Annotated in this window: 18 protein-coding genes; 13 read left to right on the top strand and 5 right to left on the bottom strand. The window is 60.6% G+C overall.

The genetic code is table 11. The features are described from left to right. The 8 genes from H043_RS0124915 to H043_RS0124880 all read left to right on the top strand — a co-directional run bounded on the left by H043_RS0124915 (position 1) and on the right by H043_RS0124880 (position 10,732). A complete protein-coding gene (locus tag H043_RS0124915) occupies positions 1–1,596 on the top strand; it encodes an FAD-binding oxidoreductase (RefSeq protein ID WP_027614132.1) in 1,596 nt (531 codons plus the stop codon). Between the two features lie 5 nt (positions 1,597–1,601). After that, complete coding sequence (locus H043_RS0124910) at positions 1,602–3,197, top strand: glycerol-3-phosphate dehydrogenase/oxidase (protein WP_027614131.1); 1,596 nt, start codon at positions 1,602–1,604, stop codon at positions 3,195–3,197. 20 nt (positions 3,198–3,217) lie between these two features. Beyond that, a complete protein-coding gene (locus H043_RS0124905; protein WP_049827951.1) occupies positions 3,218–4,786 on the top strand; it encodes an FGGY-family carbohydrate kinase in 1,569 nt (522 codons plus the stop codon). 242 nt (positions 4,787–5,028) lie between these two features. Further along, complete coding sequence (locus tag H043_RS0124900) at positions 5,029–6,318, top strand: phospholipase (protein WP_027614129.1); 1,290 nt, start codon at positions 5,029–5,031, stop codon at positions 6,316–6,318. 47 nt (positions 6,319–6,365) lie between these two features. After that, a complete protein-coding gene (locus tag H043_RS0124895; protein ID WP_027614128.1) occupies positions 6,366–8,324 on the top strand; it encodes a DUF1302 domain-containing protein in 1,959 nt (652 codons plus the stop codon). 151 nt (positions 8,325–8,475) lie between these two features. Continuing rightward, on the top strand, positions 8,476–9,849 hold the full coding sequence (locus H043_RS0124890) for a DUF1329 domain-containing protein (RefSeq protein WP_027614127.1): 1,374 nt from the start codon (positions 8,476–8,478) through the stop codon (positions 9,847–9,849). A gap of 221 nt (positions 9,850–10,070) precedes the next feature. Then, the gene (locus H043_RS0124885; RefSeq protein ID WP_027614126.1) at positions 10,071–10,316 is read left to right on the top strand and encodes a plasmid stabilization protein; all 246 of its coding nucleotides are present in this window, start codon (positions 10,071–10,073) and stop codon (positions 10,314–10,316) included. Beyond that, positions 10,313–10,732 carry a type II toxin-antitoxin system VapC family toxin gene (locus H043_RS0124880; protein ID WP_027614125.1) on the top strand — a complete coding sequence of 140 codons (420 nt, stop codon included), beginning with the start codon at positions 10,313–10,315 and terminating at the stop codon, positions 10,730–10,732. The genes H043_RS0124885 and H043_RS0124880 overlap by 4 nt, the downstream gene beginning before the upstream one ends. Before the next feature lie 87 nt (positions 10,733–10,819). Here H043_RS0124880 and H043_RS0124875 read toward each other — a convergent pair whose 3' ends face one another. Then, positions 10,820–12,739 carry a methyl-accepting chemotaxis protein gene (locus H043_RS0124875; RefSeq protein WP_027614124.1) on the bottom strand — a complete coding sequence of 640 codons (1,920 nt, stop codon included), beginning with the start codon at positions 12,737–12,739 and terminating at the stop codon, positions 10,820–10,822. A gap of 255 nt (positions 12,740–12,994) precedes the next feature. Here H043_RS0124875 and H043_RS0124870 point away from each other — a divergent pair, with 255 nt between their 5' ends. Next, positions 12,995–13,666, top strand: coding sequence for a histidine phosphatase family protein (locus H043_RS0124870; protein ID WP_027614123.1), 672 nt, complete (start codon positions 12,995–12,997; stop codon positions 13,664–13,666). A gap of 77 nt (positions 13,667–13,743) precedes the next feature. On the opposite strand, the gene H043_RS0124865 is transcribed toward H043_RS0124870, so the two are convergent. Further along, the gene (locus H043_RS0124865) at positions 13,744–15,222 is read right to left on the bottom strand and encodes a glycosyltransferase family 39 protein (protein ID WP_049827950.1); all 1,479 of its coding nucleotides are present in this window, start codon (positions 15,220–15,222) and stop codon (positions 13,744–13,746) included. A 30-nt stretch (positions 15,223–15,252) separates the two neighbouring features. Next, on the bottom strand, positions 15,253–15,840 hold the full coding sequence (gene rimJ, locus H043_RS0124860) for a ribosomal protein S5-alanine N-acetyltransferase (protein WP_027614121.1): 588 nt from the start codon (positions 15,838–15,840) through the stop codon (positions 15,253–15,255). Between the two features lie 142 nt (positions 15,841–15,982). Here rimJ and H043_RS0124855 point away from each other — a divergent pair, with 142 nt between their 5' ends. After that, a complete protein-coding gene (locus H043_RS0124855; RefSeq protein WP_027614120.1) occupies positions 15,983–16,555 on the top strand; it encodes a GNAT family N-acetyltransferase in 573 nt (190 codons plus the stop codon). Positions 16,556–16,706: 151 nt separating this feature from the next. Here the strand turns inward: H043_RS0124855 and H043_RS0124850 are convergent, their stop codons facing one another. Beyond that, on the bottom strand, positions 16,707–17,630 hold the full coding sequence (locus H043_RS0124850; RefSeq protein WP_027614119.1) for a hypothetical protein: 924 nt from the start codon (positions 17,628–17,630) through the stop codon (positions 16,707–16,709). A gap of 205 nt (positions 17,631–17,835) precedes the next feature. Here H043_RS0124850 and H043_RS0124845 point away from each other — a divergent pair, with 205 nt between their 5' ends. From H043_RS0124845 to H043_RS0124835, 3 genes are all read left to right on the top strand, one after another. Next, a complete protein-coding gene (locus H043_RS0124845; RefSeq protein ID WP_027614118.1) occupies positions 17,836–18,876 on the top strand; it encodes a DMT family transporter in 1,041 nt (346 codons plus the stop codon). Between the two features lie 33 nt (positions 18,877–18,909). After that, positions 18,910–19,587: a hypothetical protein gene (locus tag H043_RS0124840; protein ID WP_245223421.1), complete on the top strand. Its 678-nt coding sequence runs from the start codon at positions 18,910–18,912 to the stop codon at positions 19,585–19,587. Between the two features lie 574 nt (positions 19,588–20,161). Further along, positions 20,162–20,902, top strand: a complete 741-nt coding sequence (locus H043_RS0124835) for a hypothetical protein (RefSeq protein WP_027614116.1) — start codon at positions 20,162–20,164, stop codon at positions 20,900–20,902. Positions 20,903–21,122: 220 nt separating this feature from the next. Here H043_RS0124835 and H043_RS30575 read toward each other — a convergent pair. Then, positions 21,123–21,396: hypothetical protein (locus tag H043_RS30575; RefSeq protein WP_256214481.1), on the bottom strand; the 274-nt coding region annotated here is incomplete at its 5' end.

The following is a 21,396-nucleotide window of genomic DNA, read 5'->3' as shown; positions in this document are numbered from 1 at the left end:
ATGCGACGCTGGAACGGCTGGGGAGATGCAACCACGGTGGTCGAACTGCCGGCCCAGGGCGCGAGTTTTCTCCATGAACGACTGGGGGCCGGGCACGTGTTGCCCGATGCCACGCTGGACGCGGCATTGGCGCGGGTGCCGGTCTCGCGGCTGGCGACGCACACCTTGTACAGCGTCGACGCCCATGACCGCCTGCTGCACGCCCGGGGCCAGAGCCTGCCGGATTGGCTGGCGCTGCGCGAAGGTGCGCTGGGCAATTATCCGGACGCGGTGGCGTTTCCCGAGACTGCCGCGCAGATCCGTCAATTGCTGGCGCTCGCCCATGAGCAGGACCTGTGCCTGATTCCCTACGGCGGCGGCACCTCGGTGGCCGGGCATATCAATCCGCCGGATTCGGCGCGGCCGGTGGTGACTGTGTCGCTGGCGCGGATGAATCGCCTGATCGACCTCGACGAGCAGAGCCAACTGGCGACGTTCGGCCCCGGCGCCAGTGGCCCGCAGGTGGAAAGTCAGCTGCGCGCTCGCGGCTATACGCTGGGGCATTTCCCGCAGTCGTGGGAGTTGTCGACGCTGGGCGGTTGGGTGGCCAGTCGCTCCAGTGGTCAGCAGTCGTTGCGCTACGGGCGCATCGAGCAATTGTTCGCTGGCGGCACCCTGGAAACTTTCGCCGGGCCCTTGGAAATTCCGACGTTCCCAGCTTCGGCGGCGGGGCCTGATCTGCGCGAAGTGGTGCTCGGTTGCGAGGGCCGCTTCGGGATCATTTCCCAGGTCAAAGTTCGGGTCAGTCCGCTGCCCGCCGATGAGCGTTTCTACGGGGTGTTCCTGCCCAGTTGGAGCAAGGCGCTGCAAGCGATCCGCCAATTGGCCCAGGCGCGAGTGCCGTTGTCGATGCTGCGCCTGTCGAACGCGGTGGAGACCGAAACCCAACTGGCGCTGGCCGGTCATCCGCAGCAGATCGCCTGGCTGGAAAAGTATCTGAACCTGCGCGGTGCCGGTGAAGGCAAGTGCCTGCTAACCTTCGGCGTGACCGGCAACCGTCGGCAAAACGCGCTGTCGTTGAGCCAGGCGCGGCAGCATCTGAAAGCTTTCGGCGGCGTGTTCACCGGCACCTTGCTCGGCAAGAAGTGGGCGCAGAACCGCTTCCGTTTCCCCTACCTGCGCGAGAACCTGTGGAACGCCGGTTACGTGGTCGACACCCTGGAAACCGCCACCGACTGGAGCAACGTCGACCACCTGCTCAACCTGATCGAAAACAGCCTGCGCGATGCCTTGGCAGCGCAAGGCGAGCGGGTGCATGTGTTCAACCATCTGTCCCACGTTTACGGCGAAGGCTCGAGCATCTACACCACTTACGTGTTTCGCCCGGCGGCGGATTATCCGGCGACGCTGGCGCGCTGGCAGGCACTCAAGCACGCGGCCAGCCAGACCATCGTCGACAACCACGGCACCATCAGCCACCAGCATGGGGTCGGCAAGGATCACGCGCCGTATCTACCGCGCGAAAAAGGCGCGCTGGCGATGGATACCTTGCAGGCGCTGAGCAGGCACTTCGATCCGGCCGGGCGCCTCAACCCCGGCACGCTGTTGCAGGAGTGACGATCATGCCCCCGGACTGGAACGCCGCGTGGCGCCAGCAAACCTTGCCGACATTGACCGACGAAACCTGGGACCTGATCGTGATTGGCGGCGGCATCAGCGGTGCTGGAATTCTGCGCGAAGCGGCGCGGCGTGGCTGGCGTTGTCTGCTGCTGGAGCAACGGGATTTCGCTTGGGGCACCTCTAGCCGATCGTCGAAAATGGTTCACGGCGGTTTGCGTTACATCGCCAAGGGCCAGTGGCGCCTGACCCGCGATTCGGTGCGCGAGCGTCAGCGTCTGCTCGACGAAGCGCCGGGACTGGTGGAACCGATGAGTTTCATGATGCCGCACTATCGCGGCGGCTTTCCCGGGCCGCGTGTGCTCGGTGGCTTGTTGACGGTTTACGACGCGTTGGCGGGACGCCGCAGCCATCGTTTTCATGACGCGCAGCAACTGCGTTTTCTCGCGCCGGGGGTGAAGGAAAATCACCTCCTAGGCGGCACCTGTTTTATCGATGCGCTGACCGATGACGCACGGCTGGTGATGCGCGTGTTAAGCGAAGCGCGGGCCGATGGCGCGGTAGTGCTCAACGGGGTGCGCGTCGAGCATTTGCTGCGCGAAAACGGTCGGGTGTGTGGGGTGCAGATCGAGGACTGCGAAGCGGGTGGATCGCTGCAATTGCGTTGCGGCGTGCTGGCGGTGGCGACGGGCGCGTGGGCTGAGCGTTTGCGTTTGCCCGAGGCACCGCGACAACTACGGCCATTGCGCGGCAGTCATCTGCTGCTGCCGGGCTGGCGTTTGCCGGTGGCGCAGGCCTTCACTTTTTTGCATGAGCGCGACCGTCGGCCAGTGTTCGTTTTTCCGTGGGAAGGCGCGACGGTGGTTGGCACTACCGACCTCGATCATCGCGAGAATCTGGATCAGAGCGCGAGCATCAGCGCCGACGAACTCGACTATCTGCTGGCGGCTTGCACGCAACAATTTCCAGGTGCCGAAGTGACGGCGAGCGATGTGCTGTCGACCTGGTCCGGCGTACGTCCGGTGGTGGGCAGCGCGGCGGGTGCACAGCAAGGCAAGCCGTCGAATGAAACCCGTGAACATGTGCTGTGGCAGGAGCCGGGTTGTGTCACGTTGGCCGGCGGCAAACTGACGACGTTTCGCCCGCAAGCCATCGAAGTGCTCAAGGCTTGTGCCGATATGCTCGGTCGCTCTTTCGAAGATGATGCCGCGCCAGTGTTCGCACCGGTGCCGCCGCTGCCGATCCCCGGACTCAGCCCGCAACAGTGGCGACGTCTGGCCGGACGCCACGGTCGCGACCTGCCGCGGCTGGCGCAGTTGATCGCCGAGTTGGGTCACGAAACGGTCGGCAACACCGACACCTTGTGGGCAGAACTGGCCTTCGCCTGTGAGGCGGAAATGGTGCTGCACCTCGATGATCTGTTGCTGCGCCGCACCCGTCTGGGCCTGTTGCTGGCGCGCGGTGGTGAAGAACATTTCGCTGCCATCCGCCAACTCTGCCAGCCACGCCTGGGCTGGGACGATGCACACTGGCAGCAAGAGCTGCAGCGTTACCGGGCGTTGTGGCAACGCCATCACGGTCTGCCGGATGCCACGCCTTGATGCCCCTTGAAGAGAGCGCCATGGATAACCACTCGAACAAGCGCTACCTGCTGGCGATCGACAACGGCACCCAGAGCGTGCGCGCATTGCTCTTCGATTTGCAGGGCAATCTGCTGGGCAAAGGCAAGATCGAGTTGCAGGCGTATTACTCGACGCAACCGGGCTGGGCCGAACAGGACCCGGAATATTATTGGGCAAAACTCGGCGAAGCCTGTCAGCAGGTGTGGGCGCAAACCGGGATTGATCGCTCGCAGATTGCCGGGGTGTCGCTGACCACTCAGCGCGGCACGGTGATCAACGTCGATGCTCAGGGCAAGCCGCTGCGCCCGGCCATTCTGTGGCTCGATCAGCGCCAGAGCGAAGTCGAGGGCGGGATCAAGGGGCCGTGGGGCTGGCTATTCAAACTGGTCGGCGCGCAGGCGACGGTGGATTATTTTCGCGCTCAGGCCGAGGCCAACTGGATCGCCCGACATCAACCGGAAATCTGGGCGGCGACCGACAAGTTTTTGCTGCTCTCGGGGTTTCTCACCCATCGTTTGTGTGGGCGCTTTGTCGACTCGGTGGGTTGTTGCGTCGGCTATCTGCCGTTCGACTTCAAACGGTTGAAATGGGCCGCGCCCAGTGACTGGAAATGGCAGGCGCTGGCGGTGCGTCCCGAGCAATTGCCGACCTTGCACAAACCCGGCGAAACCCTCGGCTACATCAGCGCCGAAGCTAGCCGTCACACGGGGATTCCCGAGGGTCTGCCGCTGATTGCCGCGGGCGCCGACAAGGCCTGCGAAGTGGTCGGCTCCGGCGTGGTCGATACGAGCACGGTGTGCCTGTCCTACGGCACCACCGCGACGATCACCAGCACCCGTTCGCGCTATCTGGAAATCGTCCCGTTGATCCCGCCATACCCCTCGGCGGTGCCGGATCAGTACAACTGCGAGGTGATGATTTATCGCGGTTACTGGATGGTCAGCTGGTTCAAGAACGAGTTCGGTCTGCGTGAGATGCAGCAGGCGAAAGAGCAGGGCATCGAGCCCGAGCAACTGTTCGATGCGCTGGTCAACGCGGTGCCGCCGGGGTCGATGGGGCTGATGCTGCAACCGTACTGGTCGCCGGGGATTCGTGAGCCGGGTGTGGAAGCCAAAGGCGCGATGATCGGCTTCGGCGACGTGCACACCCGCGCGCACATTTACCGGGCGATTCTGGAAGGGCTGGCGTATGCGTTGCGCCAGGGACTGGAGAACATCGAGAGGCGTTCGAAGGTGTCGATCAAGCGTCTGCGGGTGGCCGGTGGCGGTTCGCAGAGTGATGCAGCGATGCAGCTCACGGCGAATATTTTTGGTCTGCCGGCGGAGCGTCCGCATGTGTACGAGGCGTCCGGTCTGGGCGCGGCGATTTGCTGTGCGGTGGGGTTGGGCTTGTATGCGGATTTCCCCACGGCAATCGCCGCGATGACCCGCGTCGGGACGGTATTCACCCCGCAGCCCGAGGCACAGCAGGTCTATGAGCGTTTGTACAACGAGGTGTACCTGCGCATGTATCGCCAGCTCAAGCCGCTGTACCAGAGCATCCGCAAAATCACCGGTTACCCCGCTTAAAAGTACGGTGGTGATCTCCTGTGGGAGCGGGCTTGCTCGCGAAGGCGGCCTGCCCGTCACCTCATGTGCAAGCTGACACACCGCCTTCGCGAGCAAGCCCGCTCCCACAGGGGAACAGTGGTGTTCTCGCTATTGTGCACATGGCGCTATCGGAGACTTTTTCTGGTGAGATCGGACAGTGTCAGCGCCGGGGGCGGTTGTTAGGCTCACCCCCACGGCACCTCCAATAAGAATTAAAAGCAATGAAGCTGACCTTTCTCCTGTTGCTGCTTTGTGCAACGGCCCCGACGGCGTGGGGCTGGTCGAACCACACGGTGGGCAGCTATCTGGCGTTGCAGGAACTGCCGGCGCTGCGCGATGCGCCGCCGGTCGAGGTCGAGCCGCTGGAGCGTTTTCTCGCCGAGCAGTATCCGGCAGTGGTCGCGCTGCTGGAACAACAGGAAAACTTCGCCCGTGAACACTTCACCCAGTACCCGCCGCGACCCGACAATCTGAAGCTGCCCGCCGTACCGAGTGACGATCTGCGCCACGATTTTCTCACCGCGTTGCGACTCAATCCGCGCATTCATCTGGCGATGGTCATTCAGCCGCTGTCGGGCCAAGACATCCCCGAGCGCGAACATCTCAGTGCCGATCAGGTGATGGTCGAACAGACGCTTTCGCCATGGAATCGTCAGCGTTTCATTCGCGTGGCGGACGGCGATAAAGTCGCGGCGCTGGCGGTACTGGCGAGCGCCGCCGACGAGCCGGATTACGGTCATGACATCAACCTGTTCAGCGATAACCCCGGCGAGGTCGGCGCGCTGTATGGCTTCGGCCCGCAGCCGTTTGGTGATGCGCGTTTTCAGTACAGCTCGCAGGCGCCGTTCCACATGGGCTTCTTCCATGAGAGTCCGGTGGTGTATGCCGCTGCCGGATTTCTTCAGCGCAGTTGGCCGGACTGGCGCGCTTATCAGTACTTGGGCTTGGCGCGTTTGGCGTTCGCCAGTGGCCATCCTTACTGGGGCTACCGGTTCCTCGGTTGGGGCGTGCATCACGTGCAGGACCTGACCCAGCCGTATCACGCCAAGCCGCTGCCCGGGGTCGAGCTGCCGAGTCTGTTGTTGCTGGAAGGCAAGGCGCTAGCCGGTTTTGCCGACGATAAAAAAGCCTCGATCGAACGGGTCGCCACCCGCCATATGGAAATCGAGAAGTATCAATCGACCTGGCTGCGCCGCGTGCTGCGCACCGGTCTGGCGCATCCGATGCTCGCGGCCTACGCCGATGTCGCTCAAGACCAACACTATCCGCCGTACTCGGTGGACTACTTGCGCGACGTGGTCAGCGCCGAGTCGGTCGAGGACTCGGCGGCGTTCGATGAAACCATCGGCCAGTGGCTGGAGACGGCCCCGGTGACCAGTGATTTCAGCAGCGGCAATCAGATGCAGCGCGAGACCTTCGAGCATCCAGCACTCAATCAGCAGCTGTTCAAACTGCTCGGGCATTTCGGCGCGCACAGCCGGATTTATGTCCGTGCGGGACTGGCACCGTAGCCATCGCGGTCACGCAAAAAACAATAAGAACAAGGAAGGAGGAACCCATGATCAACACTCGATTGCGCCTCACCGGCGTGGCCCTGCCCGGTGTCGGCCTGGCAGGGCTGCTGCAACTCTGTGCGGTGGATGCGTTGCAGGCTGCCGAGTTCAGCGTGCTGGACAATCAAGTCACCGGCTCGATCGACACGACCCTGTCCTATGGGCGTTTGTGGCGGGTGCAGGGCCGTGACAAGAACAACGACGACGTCAACACCAACGACGGCAATCGCAACTTCGACACCGGATTGGTTTCCGAGGTGTACAAGATCACTTCCGAGCTTGAGGCCAACTACCAGAACTACGGGATGTTCCTGCGCGGCACGGCGTTCTACGACACCCAGTTGATGGACAAGCGCAACGATTACTACCGCAACAACAACCCGTCGCAGCCGAGTCAGAGCTACCCGCAGGACGACCGCTTCACCAGCCAGACCCGCGACATCGCCGGCAGCCGGATCGAAATGCTGGACGCTTATGTCTACGGTAACTGGGACGTGGCGCAGATGCCGGTCACTGCGCGGGTCGGTCGTCAGGTGTTCAACTGGGGCGAGGGGATTTTCTATCGCGGCGGGATCAATACCACCAACCCGGTGGACGCGGCCAAATACCGTTTGCCGGGGGCCGAGGTCAAGGAAGTGCTGATGCCGGTGGAGGCCGTGAGCTTCAACATCGGCCTCAGCGATTCGCTGACCCTGGAAAGCTTCTACCAGACCAACTGGAAGGAAACCCGCATCGACCCGGTTGGCACTTTCTACTCACAGACCGACCTGTTCGCCGATGGCGGCAACACCGGTTACAACAACTTCAGCGGCACCGCGCTCGATACCCCGGTGCCGGGCTTCGGCAACGTCATCGGTCTGTACAGCGCACTGGGCAACAACCCATTGCTCGGCCCGGCGCTGAAAAGCACTGGCCTGTACGCCAACGGTGTGACGCCGGCCTACGGCAATACGCTGAAAGTGGCGTCGATCGGCAAGGACTACAACGCGCGCAACGACGGCCAGTTCGGCTTCGCCTTCCGCTACATCGCCGAGGAACTCAACAGCACTGAGTTCGGCCTGTACCTGGTCAATTACCACGCCAAGGAACCGACCATCGCCGCTGATCTGGGGGGCTACAAGGGCATCGACATGAATGCCCTGACCAACATGCTCTCCAGCGTCGCTGGCAGTCAGGCCGGGGCGCTGGCTAACGGTCTGGCGACGGCCGATGTGATGGGCAACATTCAGGCACATCGGCGTTATGCCGAAGACATCCGCATGTATGGTTTCAGCTTCAACACCACTTTGGGTCAGGCTTCAGTATTCGGCGAGATCGCCTATCGACCGAACCTGCCGATCGGTGTCGCTGCCACCAACGATCTGATCGGCGACCTGGCCAACGGCGCCGCTGTGGCGGTGACCGGCAAACCCGTCAATGTCGGCGGGCAGATGGTCACCCTCGACAGCGAGATCAACAACGCCGAGCGCGTGGAAGCGTTCAACACCTCACTGGGCAGCATCTACAACTTCGGCCCGACGCTGTCGTTCGACTCGATGTTCGGCATCTTCGAACTGGCCTCCGAACACCTGCGCGGCAGCAGTCTGCAATACACCGCCTACGACGGCAGCACGCGTTATTACGCCGGTACCGGCAACACCTCTTATGTGTCCGGCGGTGATCGTGATGATCAGGTCAACCGCAACTCCTACAGCTACACGGTGATGTTCAACGGCACTTGGAACGACGTGTACGCCGGGGTCAACGTGTCGCCTTACGTCGTCTACAAGGACGACTTCAAGGGCAACAGCTATCAGGCCGGCAACACCATCGACGGGCGCAAGGCCTACACCCTGGGGATCAAGGCCAACTACCAGAACAAGCTCGAAGCCGAGGTGCAGTACACCAACTTTTGGGGCGGCGGGCAGAACAACGGGATTCGCGACCGCGACAACGTCGGGTTCAATCTCAAGTATTTCCTTTAAGGGACTACACGAGATTTCAGCAACACCTCATCCCCCCTGTGGGAGCGAGCCTGCTCGCGAAGAGGCAGGCACCTTCAACATTGATGTCGACTGATACACCGCTTTCGCGAGCAGGCTCGCTCCCACAGGTTTTTGTACTTTGGAGAAGATCATGTTTCACACTTCAAGCATGACCCGAATTTCGCTGGCGCTGGTTCTGGGCCTCACCGCCGGCAGCGCCCTCGCCGCCATCACCCCGCAACAAGCCGAACAACTGAAAACCACCCTCACGCCTATGGGCGCCGAGCGCGCCGGCAACGCCGCCGGCACCATTCCGGCCTGGACCGGCGGCATCACCCAGGCGCCCGCCGGCTACAAACCGGGCCAACATCACCCGGATCCATATGCGGCGGACAAGCCGTTGTTCACCATTACCAAGGCCAATCTCGACCAGTACAAGGCCCACCTCAGCCCCGGTCAGATTGCGCTGTTCAACAGCTACCCGGACACGTTCCAGATGCCGGTCTACCCGTCGCGTCGTTCCGGTTCGGCGCCGCAGTGGCTGTATGACAACACCCTGAAGAACGCGACCTCGGCCAAGTTGCTGGAGGGCGGCAGCGGATTCGCCGATGCCTACGGCGGCGTACCGTTCCCGGTGCCCAAGGACGGCATCGAAGTGCTGTGGAACCACATCACCCGTTATCGCGGAATCTACGTGGTACGTCGCGCGTCCGAAGCCCCGGTGCAGCGCAACGGCAGCTTTGCGCTGGTGACCTCGCAGCAGGAAGCGCTGTTCAACTTCTACCGTCCGGGCGGGCAGTACGCCGACCTGAAAAACATCCTGTTCTACTACCTCGCTTTCGTGAAAAGCCCGGCGCGGCTGGCCGGCGGTGCGGCGTTGGTGCACGAGATGCTCGATCAGCTCAAGGACCCGCGCCAAGCCTGGGTCTACGATGCCGGCCAACGCCGCGTGCGCCGTGCGCCGAACCTGGCGTATGACACGCCGATCGCCTCGTCCGATGGCCTGCGCACCGCCGATGACACCGACCTGTTCAACGGCGCGCCGGACCGCTACGACTGGAAGCTCAAGGGCAAGCAGGAAATCTACATTCCCTACAACAACTACAAGGTCGGCAGCCCCGACGTGAAGTACGCGCAACTGCTTACCCCGGGCCACCTCAACCCGCAATTCACCCGCTATGAGCTGCACCGCGTGTGGGTGGTCGAAGGCAATCTCAAACCGGGCGCGCGGCATGTCTATTCCAAACGCGTGCTGTTCCTCGACGAGGACAGCTGGGGGGCGGCGCTGGTTGATCAATACGATGGGCGAGGGGAGCTGTGGCGGGTGTCGATGGCCTACCTTAAAAACTTCTACGATCTGCCGACCACCTGGAGCGCACTGGACGTGTTCCACGACCTGCAGGCCCGCCGTTACTACGTGCAGAACCTCGACAACGAAGAAGCCTCCACCGTGGACTTCTCGCAACCGGTGCCGGAAGACGCGTATTTCATGCCCTCGGCGTTGCGCCAGCGCGGGACTCGCTAGAGTCAGGCAACACGCGCACCGGCCTGCTGATCCAACGCAACCCCTGTAGGAGCGAGCCTGCTCGCGAATCGATCTTTCGTTCAGCGCAGAGGTGAAGGTCAGACGCAGAAATGGCTGACCATCTGCTGCAGTAAGAATGGCCGTTCGGAAGATTGCCCGGTGTGAGCCGGAACGGATGTGCTAGCCTGCAATCAATGATTTCATTGATTGCAGGAGGCGTCATGGCCAGCATCACCATTCGAAACCTTGACGAGAAGCTCAAGGAACAGTTGCGTATCACCGCTGCACACAACGGACACTCCATGGAGGAAGAGGCGCGCCTGATTCTCGGTCGAGCCTTGGCAACGGTGGATCGTGCCGGCGGACTTGGAAGCCGGATACGCAACAGATTCAGTGCTCTCGGCGGAGCAGAACTTGATCTGCCAGAGCGCTCAGAGAAAGCCACCGGGGTGGATTTTTCTGAATGATAGTGCTCGATACCAACGTGCTTTCAGAGTTTATGCGTATCGAACCTGAAGCCAGGGTGCTGGCCTGGGTTGATGCGCAGCCCGCCATGGATCTGGCCATCAGTGCGATAACGGTGGCTGAGATACTCCACGGCATCGCCCGACTTCCCTCAGGCAAACGCAAACAGAATCTTCAAGCTCATGCGATGGCTATGTTCGAGGAAGACTTCGCTGGACGCATTTTGCCGTTCGATGCGCATGCCGCTGTCGAGTACGCGTCACTCGTCGCAGATTGCGAAGCAAAGGGGCGGGCGGTGTCGATGGCTGATGCGCAGATAGCCGCAATCTGCCGTGCTCATGGTGCGGCAATCGCCACGCGGAACGTGAAGGACTTTCAGTTCTCGGGAGTGGAAGTGATGAATCCGTGGGAGGTGTGAGCGTTGGGGCAGTGAGTATGGGCTGACTGGACTGACGCAATCGCGGGCTTGCCCGCGATTGGATTTACCCTTTGGCGCTGACTGAGGTCAGACGCGGAAGTGGCTGACCATCTGCTGCAACTGACCGCCCAGGCGCGCCAGTTCAACGCTGGACGCTGCGGTTTCATCACTGGCCGCGGCGGTCTGTTCCGACACGTCGCGCACGTTGATGATGCTGCGGCTGATTTCTTCGGCCACGGCGCTTTGCTGTTCGGCCGCGGCGGCGATCTGCTGGTTCATCGACTGGATATTCGACACCGTGCGGGTGATGTTTTCCAGGGAGTCGCCAGCCTTGCGGGTCAGGGCCACGCTGCTGTCGGTCAGGGCGCGGCTGTTGTTCATCACGGCGGCCACTTGCTGGGTGCCGTTCTGCAGACCGGCGACCAGACCTTCGATTTCTTCGGTGGATTTCTGCGTGCGCTGGGCCAGACCACGGACTTCGTCGGCGACCACGGCAAAACCACGCCCGGCTTCACCGGCACGCGCCGCTTCGATCGCGGCGTTGAGCGCGAGCAGGTTGGTCTGTTCGGCCACGGCTTTGATCACGTCCATGACGCTGCCGATCTTGTCACTTTCCTGTTGCAGCACGCTCATGGCTTCGGTGGAACGCACCACTTCGCTGGCCAGACGCTCGATCTGCGCGATGGCTTCGTTGACCACCTTGTCGCCTTCACGGGCTTCGCCGTCAGCGGCGGCTGCGGCTTGCGAGGCTTCTTCGGCGTTGCGCGCGACTTCCTGCACAGTGGCGGTCATCTCGTGCATGGCGGTGGCCACCTGGTCGGTCTCGACCTTCTGGCTGTTTACGCCGGCGCTGGTCTGCTCGGTCACGGCCGATAGTTCTTCGGCGGCGCTGGCGATCTGGGTGACGCCGTCGCGGATGCCGCTGATCAGGTCGCGCAGGGTCACGCCCATGCGGGCGATGCCTTGTTGCAGCACGCCGAGTTCGTCGCGGCGGGTGACGGTGACGTTCTGGGTCAGGTCGCCGCTGGCAATGCGCTCGACCACGGCCAGGGTTTCCTGCAGCGGACGGGTGATCTGACGGGTGATGATCACTGCAGCAATCACACCGACCAACAGCGCCAGCAGGGTGCTGATCAGCTGGAAGGTACGGGCCTGGGCGCTTTCGATGTCACGGCGGTCGAGCTGGATCTGGTACAGCTGCTCGCTGGTGTTGACGATCGCGGTGCCCTGATCGGTCATCTCCTTACGCGCCTGCACCGCTTCGCTGTTGGCGTTCTTGTACGCCTGTAACGCGCTGCGGTAGTTGGTCAAAGCGGTTTCCAGCTGACGCAGGGCGTCTTGCTGGGTGGCGGCGAAATGCACGTTCAGTTGCTTGAGGCTGGCGATCGCTGCGTCCAGTTGGCCGACGGCTTTCTGCTCGGTTTCGGCGTTGGTGGTGGCGGTGTAGCCGCGCACTTCATAGCGCGCCAGGATGAACGCTTCCTTGGCCTGGGTGATGGCCTGGAACTGCTCGAAGCGCTGCTCGCTCATGTCCATTTGCTGCACGCGCTTGCTGATCGTTTCGATCAGGTTGTAAGCGGTGTCGGCGTTAGTGCCCATCACGTCGCGGGCGCTGTTGCCGGTGCGGTAGGCGTTGCGCATCTTGTTCAGCGAGGTCTGGTATTCGGCGATAGTCGCGGCCTGCTCTTTCAGCAGTTTGACGTTTTCCGGGCTCTTGAACTTGTTGATCAGCGCCTGTTGTTGCGCGGCGAAGCTTTCGAGGGTGGTTTGTACATTCTGCGCGGCGGTTTCGTCGCCGTTGGTCAGCATGTATTGCAGGCGGACCACGCGCAGCTTGGTCAGACCGGCATTGAGCTGGGTGATGTCGCTCATCCAGTTGCTGCGGTCAATCAGGCCGCCGAGGCTGGTCCAGCCCGTCAGGGCCAGCACGCAGGTCAGGGCCAGGACCAGGCCGAAGCCCAGGCCCAATTTCATGTTCACGCTGATGTTGCCGAACCAGCTATTCATCACAATTCCTCCAGGAACGTAGAGCTACTTGATCGTCGGTCAGGCTGGAAGATTGTTGTTTTTTTGAGCCAGCAAGGGTGTTAGCAGGTCTGTATCGGCCGCAAACACGAGAGCTGAAAGGTTTTTGTCCGACGGAATTTGTAACAAGGGCGCTTCAAGACTTTTTTCACATGCGTTTCACTCGTCACTTACGCCCGTCTCTCTACCCTCGCCGCATCGAATTGACTGTGATGGATGCCGACGAGGCGGCCCGATGTGGAATTGAGACTGAGTCTGTTCGGCGTCAAACGCTCGATTTCCCTGAGCGGATTGGCCCGCTATCGCAATACCTGGGTGGTGCTCGGCGCGTCGCTGCTGGTGATTCCGCTGACCCTGTGGCTGCTCGCCCCGGCGGCGGTGCCGGACCTGGCCCATGGCAATGTGTCCGGTGACCGGGCACTGGCGGCCGGGTGGGCCAAGGGCGACATGATTGTGCTGGTGCGTCACGTCGAGCGCTGCGATCACTCGCCGGCGCCGTGCCTGAGTGGCGACGACGGCATCACCGACCGCTCGCGCAGTGTTGCGGTCGGTGTCGGTGCGCAGTTTGAACATCTGGGCCTGAATAACGCCGACATCTACAACAGCCCGATGCTGCGCACCGTGCAGACCGCCGGTTACATGTTCAACCGCGCAGCCAGCGGCGAAGACTGGCTGATCAGCTGCAAGGGCCACATCCTGCAGGAAGCGCTGGCGCACAAGCTTGCGGGGCGCAACCTGATCCTGGTGACCCACAGCGAATGCATGGCGGAGCTGGAAAAGGACTTGAATACACCGGTTTCTGACCCTGGCTACGGTTCCTCACTGTTTGTGTCTGCCGCAAACAAAGCGGACCCGCGGGTGCTTGGCTTCATCGAAGCCTCCGACTGGCACTCAGTGAGCACCCGATGAAACGACGTTTGCCAAGCTTCAGCGCAAACAAAACCCGCCAGTGACGGCGGTTTTTTTATTGTCTGGTGCGAAGGACGTCAGTAGCCGACGAAGTAATACGCCTGACGCCCGACCATCATGGTCTTGAGCACTTTGAGTGGTGCGGCGGGTTCGCTGTCTGCCGAGATCACCGCGACGTTCGAGGGGGAAGCGCTGAGGAAGTCGTGCAGTTGCGCGTCAGTATCCAGCCCCTTGAGCACGCTTTGGGTGTAGAACACGCTGGCGCCGCCGACTCGTTCATTGGCCTGGAACAGTGCGACCTGCTGACCGTTGGCCTGCAAGCTCTGAATGTGTTCGGTCAAAGGCAGGAACGACAACTCCTTGTCGGCGTTGGGCAGTGCCCACTGCGCGGCGCCGAGGTAGCTGGCGATCACCACCGTGAGCAATCCTGCGGCAATCGCCTGACGATGGCGGGCGACTTTTCCGATGAAGCGGTCTGCGTTTTCACGCGCCTGCAAGCGCTCGAACAACACGCGTGCGTACTCAGCGGCGATCACCGCCGCCGCCGGGGTCATCGACATCAGGTACACCGTGCGCTTGCTTGAGGCCAGGGTCAGCATGATGAACTGCGCGACGATCCACAGGCTGAAAAACAACAGGTAACGGTTGGCCTTCAGTTCTTTGCGGAAATGCCACAGTCCCAGATACACCAGAATGTTCCACGGCAGGAACGCTTCCGGCAGTTTGGCCAGGTAGTAATAGAACGGCTCGTAATGCCCGGCTTCGACGAACGAGCCGCTGAAGCGTCCGACGCTGTTGGTCAGCAGCACTTCAGCGACAGCGTGCGAACCACCGCGCTGATAGAGCACGGCGAGCCAGATCAGCAACGGAATCAGACCTACAAGCGTGAGCAGGCCGGGACGCAGCCACGCGCCGACCTTCAGGCGTTTGTCGATCAGGTTGTCGGCCAGCAGGTAGGCGAAAATCACTACCCCAGGCATCGCCAGGCCGAGCACGCCCTTGCTCAAAGTGGCGATAGCGATCCCGACGATAAACAGCAGCGAGTTAGCCGCGTTCGGTGCGCGTTGTGCCTGAAAGAACGCCAGCAGCGCCGTGGTCACGCCGAGCGCCAGCAGCGCATCTTCGCCGACCCCGCGCACGTTGCTCCAGTAGCTGGCCATGGTCGCCAGCAGAATCCCCGCCGTCCACGCGACCGCTTTTGGCCGGCCGAAGCGGCGCAGCATGCCGTACAGCAGCATCACGCTGAGCAACCCGGCCACCGCCGACGCCAGCCGCACTGCCCACGGCGAAACGCCAAACACGCGCATGGCGCCGGCGTCCAGCCACAGGCTCAGCGGCGGCTTTTCCAGAAACGGTTCGCCGAACAGGCGCGGCGTCACCCAGTCATCGTCCAGATGCATCTCCATGGCGATCCCGGCGACCCGGGCCTCGGTAGAGCCTTGCAACTGGTGGTTACCCAAAGCGAAAAAAAACAGCAGGGCGGCGAGTAGAAACAGTGAAGTGGCGGCACGCGGCATGGATTTCAGGCAACCGGAAAGGGCAGGAGCCTTGAGCATACTTCGCCAATGCTTAACAAATTGTGAAACTCACGCCAGTTGACGCGACCAACGCTTCTCCGGCGTTTCAAACAGCGGATTGACCAGCGCCGTCAGCACATGGTCCTGCCAGCGCCCGGCGATATTCAGGTACGCCTTGGCGTAGCCCTCGCGTTCGAAACCCAGGCGCTCCAGCAACCGCGCACTGCGTTCGTTGCCGGGCATGTAGTTGGCCATGATCCGATGCAGGTTCTGCGCGTCGAACATGTAGCCGATGCCAGCCTCCAGGCCTTCCTGCATCAAACCCTGACCCTGATGCGCGTGGTCAATGTGATAACCCAGATAACACGCCTGAAACGCGCCGCGAATGATCCCGCTGAAATTGCACGCGCCGATCATCTGTTGGCCATCCAGCGTCAGCAGGGCGAAATGCATCGCCAGCCCGGCCTCGAAAGCACTGGCCTGAACTTCAAGGCGTCGACGAATCTGTTCGGTAGAAAAGTATTCGGTGGTGCGAATCGGCGACCAGGGGGCGAGATGGCGCTGGTTGCGTGCATAAAAGTCACTTTCCAGCTCGGCCTGTTCCGGGGCGAGGATGGCGAGCGTCAGGCGTTGGCAGGGCAGGCTCAGCAGTGACATCGGGCGCTCCGGTGGGCAGGGTTGAGGGACAGGATTGCCTAGGAGATGGAAAAAAACAAACCGCGCTGGCGCTCTGTAAATTTCTTTGGTTGAGTGCACAGGGTTATCGACTGCGGCATTTCCGGGATTGGAGGAACAAGCAATGGACTTTGCATTGACGGTAAATGGGTTGGCGCTGCGTGTTCGGGCGCCGGACCCAGCGCTGGTCGCTCCGGTGCGGGAGGCGCTGAACGCCAGTTACCGCGAGCATGCGCCTTTTCTCGAGTGGGCGGTTGAACACACCAGTGAGGAGCGGACGCTGTCGTCCATGCTGCGAGCAAGGGATGATTTCGCCAGCGAGACCGGTGAGCGGCGCCTATTCATCGTGACTGAAGACGGACAAGCCGTCGTTGGCTGCATCGGTCTTGTGCCGCGTCGGCGCAAGCGTTATGTCGTCGGTTATTGGGCCAACAGCGCGTTTGCCGGCAAGGGCTACATGCGCGAAGTGCTCCAGCAACTGGTCAGGCGCCTGCCTGAGTTCACCTTTTACCTGACCACATCGTCGGCCAACGCTCGCAGTCAGCGTCTGGCTGAAGCGGCGGGGTTTGCGCTGATCAGGGTTCACCCACAGGCGCGGCAATCGCAGCAGCACGGCGTGCAGGACACTTGGGTGTATCGCTTCGACAGCAAACGCCAGGCAAAAAAAAGCCCGCGGGAGAGCGCGGGCGAACCGTAGTTTCTTGAATGAGCGAGCGGACTGTACCGTGTTGATCGAACGGGGGCAGTGAAGAAAAATTCATCTCGGCGGCGACCGCTCTGCAACGCCTCAGGGCAGATGATCCGCGGCGAAATCGGCTTCCGGGTCGGCCGTAACGAGCCAGGTCATTTCAGAATTCCGTGACCTTGTCCTCGCGCAAAATCCACCCGGCTTCACCCGCCACCAACTTGTACTGAACCTGACGCATCTTCCCAGTACGCCCGGCGCCAGCGTCGGCACTGTCATACACCGGGAAACGTTGCACCAGGGTGCTTTCCACCACCGCAAACGAGTCCTCGCCCTGATAGCCCGACGCGGTCTTCGGGTTGTCGCTGACCGGAGGCAAGTAGATTGCGCTCAGGGATTTCTTGTTGTTGGCTGAATAGGCGATCAGTTCGCCCGGCATGCCGCGCCCGGGCGAGCGGGTAAAAACGTAGAGTTCGGGGGAACCGTCGTTATTGATGTCGGCGACTTCGGCGCGTACCACATCACCCGTTAGCGCCTGGCTGATGACCGTGTTGTCGATCTCCAGCCCCTTGGGAGCGATACGCAGCGTCGGTTTGCCATCGACCTGCTCGGTGCTGACGTGAAAAGCGATGCCGTGCAATTCCAGCGTCTGGTCGAATGGCTGCTGCCGGCTGATGGCATCGCCATTGACCAGCCTCAGCGACAACTGATAGTTGGCCACTTCATTACGCCGGGCGGCGTTGCGCATGAGGTAGACCTGAACCGTGTACTCGCCATCGCCGGGCAGTGGGCCGAGAAAGTGATTGCCCATGATCGAGCCGTTGAACAGCGCGTAATCCGCACCCTTGGCGAGGATGTTGAAGTAAGCGGAGGTGTTGGACGGTTTGAAGTCGACGGTCAGTATCTGGCCGGCCTTGGCGTTGAATGTGTACTGCGCGGTCTGGTCCCCCTTGATCGACTGTTTGCGCTGGATGCTGTCGGCACTGGTTGTGAACGCGATCGGCTCGACGCGCACGGTGGGGGCGTCGGCCGCATGGACGGACAAGGAAATCAGCGCGGCCAGCGCTACGGCAATCCAGCTCTTCATCTTCAACTCCATTACATCTCGATGTTCGCAGCATAGAGCCTGCGTCGAGCGACCGCCCAGAGATTGCGCGGATTAAATGTTGCTGGATTTGAGCACAAGCCAGAGATGATGTTCGCTGACACGAATCAGCTGTTCACATAATTCTCACCTGAGTTTTGCGATGATGGGCGTCGGTATTCCATCGGCCCCAGCGAGTGATCCCAGCATGAATGTGAGCGTTCTCCACGCATTGATTGCGGCGGCGCTGTTTGGCGCCAGTACGCCTCTCGCCAAACTGTTGGGGGTACAGGTTTCGCCGATTCTGCTGGCCGGGTTGCTCTATCTCGGTAGCGGTCTGGGCTTGACCGCCCTGCGTTTTGTCCGCGATCGTGGCTGGAAGCCTTCCGGGCTCGGCACCGGTGAATGGCCATGGCTGCTCGGCGCCATCGGCTTCGGCGGAGTGCTGGCGCCGGTGGCGCTGATGTTCGGTCTGACCCGAACGTCCGGCGCGAGCGCGTCACTGATGCTCAACCTCGAATCCGTGCTCACGGCGCTGCTGGCGTGGGTGGTGTTCAAGGAAAATGCCGACCGACGAATCGTGATCGGCATGCTCGCCATCGTCGCCGGCGGTGTCGTGCTGTCCTGGCCGCAAGAGACCGTTTCGGCGCAAGACTGGACCGGCCCGTTGGCCGTCGCTTTCGCCTGCTTTTGCTGGGCCATCGACAACAACCTGACCCGTAAAGTCTCGGCTTCGGACGCACTGTTCATCGCCGGCAGCAAAGGCCTCGTGGCCGGTTTGGTCAACTGCACACTGGCCCTGTTCATCGGCACCCAACTACCCGTCGCCACCTCGCTGGTGCCGATCATGCTGGTCGGCTTTCTCGGCTACGGCGTCAGCCTGGTAATGTTCGTCCTCGCCCTGCGCGGCCTCGGCAGCGCACGCACCGGCGCCTACTTTTCCACCGCACCGTTTCTCGGCGCAGGCATCTCGATTCTGCTGCTCGGCGAGTCGATATCGCTGATGTTTCTGCTCGCAGCGGCGTTAATGGCCGTGGGGGTATGGATTCATCTGATGGAAAACCATGTTCATGAGCATCAGCACGAACCGCTTGAGCATGATCATCGGCATACACACGATGAGCATCATCAACATACGCATGGTTTTGACTGGGATGGGGCGGAGCCGCATAGCCATCCGCATGTGCATACGCCGATGCGGCACAGTCATGCGCATTTTCCGGATGTGCATCATCGGCATGGGCATTGATTGAAACTCTGAAGTCTGTCGATTGATGTCATTGTGATATCGTCGCTGTCGATTTCTTCAGTCTTTCACTCGAGTCATTCCATGAAACCAATTTTCCTGTTGTTGCCCATTGCGGCCCTTTTTTCTGCTTTCAGCGTTGCCGCTGCACCTTCGCCGGTGGCGTCGTTTGCCGCTTGTGACGATCACTCCCTGGCAGTCGTGCAATCACCTTTGTTCAAGGATCTGGTGCCGAGCACGGTCGAAAATGGCCAGATCAAATTGTCCGGCGGCACCAAGAGCGATATGGGGCAGCGCTGGATGTTCGCCAAGCCGGTCGAAATTGACGGCATGTCGTTGACCGGCTTCTACGCCGAAGATACAGACCTGATGGGCACTCGCATCATCAGTTGGGGGTTCTACGCCAAACAGACGCCGAATGAACTCCACACCCAGTTGGAAAAAGCGGGCGGGCCGCGTATGGACATGTCGCAGGGACTCTACGCACGCGCGGAAATCTGGTCCCACGGCAAATCCAACTGGCAGCCGGAAGACCCATCCGCAACGGCGGGCAAGCTGGTTGTCGACAGTGCCGAGCGCGTGTTCCTGATCGAGCCTGCTCCGCAAGAGCTGACGACTGGCAGCAAGGGGATGTTTACCTGCTCGATTCAAGGCAAGGTCAATGAGGCAATGCTCAAATCCAGCCGCCCGGATCTGATCAGCGCGGTTCATTGATTTTGATGAATGCGGGTACGAAAAGGACGACATCGTGTCGTCCTTTTTTGTGAGTAGGCAGAGCATTGCCGGGGTTATCGAGTTCGATCGCTTGCAGGCTGTGGGCTTGTGTGGCCGGTTTGGCTGATGTCCAGATGCGACAAAGCCCGCACAAGGCGGGCTTTGTCGTCGAGAGTTGGTGGGCCGGGGTCGTTTGAACTCGAAGTTTTAACCCCTGTTAACGTTGAGTTTTGTTTGTTTCTGCTTTTGCAGGGATACAGGAGGGGATACACGGTGCTCTTTGCTAGAGCATTTGTTGGCCCTTTTGCATCTCCTCAAAAGCGATCAGGGTTCGGCGCTCCATCCCCGACGAACGGTAACCGTATCTAGTTGTGCATTCCGTTGCAAAGGAGTGCCAGGCGCCGCGTATATGGCGGATTAGCGTCACAAAGCACCTGTGGTGGCGTCGAGATGACTGGACAAATAAACAAGATGTTATTTCTATGCATATCTCTATAATGCGCGACCCGGTTAATGGAGGCCAAATGATGGCCGTTAGCCTGGGGTGATGATGGCAAGGGAATGAGAAAAGTCTATGACCACGACGGTGTACGATAAAACCAACAAGCTCCTGACCAGTGATTCTCGATGGTCTTATGACCGTGACTTCGGTGTCTTGTACGTCGACGACATCGGTTTTGACAAAATCGAGGCGGCGCCGGGGATGCATGGCATAGGCTACGTTTTTTTGTTCGCCGGTAATTCTGGAGTGATCCAGCAATGGAAAACGTTCATCCGTTCCAATCCCGCGCCTGGCACGGCGAGCCCTTCTTGTGACGGGATCGCGCTTTTGGTCGTCGTTGTGAGCACTGGTGAGATTGTTTTTGAATATGGTCAGGATATTCGATTGCCAGATTCGATTCAGCCGACTATAAGTTTTGCAGGGTCTGGCTCAATACACGCTGCTCTGTGCTGGGAAAGCAATCAATGCGCCCGCAAGGCCGTGGATTCCGCGAAGAGCTTGGATACTTTTAGCGGCGGCGAGATCAAATATTTCGAACTTTTGTCTGGAGAACACAATCTGAATGCACAGATTGACCTCTCGGACATGAGCAAGGCATTCATAGAGAAGGGAATGGTTATGTTTAAGCCTAATAGTCAGACTCCTGTGCCCGTTAAAGAAGCCGCGGCCAATGACGCACGCGTCAAGGATCTATGCGACAAGATCGCCAGCGGGCAGATCACCCTCAACGCACCATGTGACGCGATGTTCAATCGTCCAACGCCTGAGGATGAGCACCGTCTAAAGGACGCAATGGCTCGCGTATTCGGCTGATGCGATCCTGTGCAAAAAAAAGGTCCCTTTTTTAGGGGCTTTTTTTTTGTATCGAGCTTCATAAATCTCCTCAGCTAGCACTACCCCATATCAGGGTGGTGCTTTTTCATGAGCTCCCTCCGCAGCTGCCACCTGGTATTGGAGGCCCCCCTCCTTCCTAGGGGGGGGGGGGGGGGTCGCTTCTGGCTTTTGACTAGTCGTCAGCTCGCAGCCAGATAATTTAAAGGTACTCTTTTTGGCGTCTAATGAATTGACCCAGCAAAGGAACCGCAAATGAGTATTTGCCATGTCGGTTTTTATATATCAAACCTGATTCAGCCAAGCTAGATAGCATTTGATTGACGTGACTGCTTCCGAAAGGTTTCTCTAGTACTTCCTTCGATTTTACTGTCACGTCCTGAACAGAGAACTCTCCATCACAGTGGTCAAGTTCCGCGATAACTCCAAGAAGTTCTCGCTGCCGATCTGTTGCTCTTGCCCATCGACCTACAAAA

The organism is Pseudomonas sp. URIL14HWK12:I6 (genome assembly GCF_000514195.1).
GTDB lineage: Bacteria > Pseudomonadota > Gammaproteobacteria > Pseudomonadales > Pseudomonadaceae > Aquipseudomonas > Aquipseudomonas putida_A.
Note: the sequence above shows the minus strand (reverse complement) of the source record. Positions and strands in the feature narration are given on the sequence as shown.

What these genes read in the sequence shown, in the direction of transcription:
- H043_RS0124915 (WP_027614132.1), top strand. Translation starts at nt 1, where the DNA reads ATGCGACGCTGGAACGGCTGGGGAGATGCAACCACGGTGGTCGAACTG.
- H043_RS0124910 (WP_027614131.1), top strand. Translation starts at nt 1,602, where the DNA reads ATGCCCCCGGACTGGAACGCCGCGTGGCGCCAGCAAACCTTGCCGACA.
- H043_RS0124905 (WP_049827951.1), top strand. Translation starts at nt 3,218, where the DNA reads ATGGATAACCACTCGAACAAGCGCTACCTGCTGGCGATCGACAACGGC.
- H043_RS0124900 (WP_027614129.1), top strand. Translation starts at nt 5,029, where the DNA reads ATGAAGCTGACCTTTCTCCTGTTGCTGCTTTGTGCAACGGCCCCGACG.
- H043_RS0124895 (WP_027614128.1), top strand. Translation starts at nt 6,366, where the DNA reads ATGATCAACACTCGATTGCGCCTCACCGGCGTGGCCCTGCCCGGTGTC.
- H043_RS0124890 (WP_027614127.1), top strand. Translation starts at nt 8,476, where the DNA reads ATGTTTCACACTTCAAGCATGACCCGAATTTCGCTGGCGCTGGTTCTG.
- H043_RS0124885 (WP_027614126.1), top strand. Translation starts at nt 10,071, where the DNA reads ATGGCCAGCATCACCATTCGAAACCTTGACGAGAAGCTCAAGGAACAG.
- H043_RS0124880 (WP_027614125.1), top strand. Translation starts at nt 10,313, where the DNA reads ATGATAGTGCTCGATACCAACGTGCTTTCAGAGTTTATGCGTATCGAA.
- H043_RS0124875 (WP_027614124.1), bottom strand. Translation starts at nt 12,739, where the DNA reads ATGAATAGCTGGTTCGGCAACATCAGCGTGAACATGAAATTGGGCCTG.
- H043_RS0124865 (WP_049827950.1), bottom strand. Translation starts at nt 15,222, where the DNA reads ATGCTCAAGGCTCCTGCCCTTTCCGGTTGCCTGAAATCCATGCCGCGT.
- rimJ (WP_027614121.1), bottom strand. Translation starts at nt 15,840, where the DNA reads ATGTCACTGCTGAGCCTGCCCTGCCAACGCCTGACGCTCGCCATCCTC.
- H043_RS0124855 (WP_027614120.1), top strand. Translation starts at nt 15,983, where the DNA reads ATGGACTTTGCATTGACGGTAAATGGGTTGGCGCTGCGTGTTCGGGCG.
- H043_RS0124850 (WP_027614119.1), bottom strand. Translation starts at nt 17,630, where the DNA reads ATGAAGAGCTGGATTGCCGTAGCGCTGGCCGCGCTGATTTCCTTGTCC.
- H043_RS0124845 (WP_027614118.1), top strand. Translation starts at nt 17,836, where the DNA reads ATGAATGTGAGCGTTCTCCACGCATTGATTGCGGCGGCGCTGTTTGGC.
- H043_RS0124835 (WP_027614116.1), top strand. Translation starts at nt 20,162, where the DNA reads ATGACCACGACGGTGTACGATAAAACCAACAAGCTCCTGACCAGTGAT.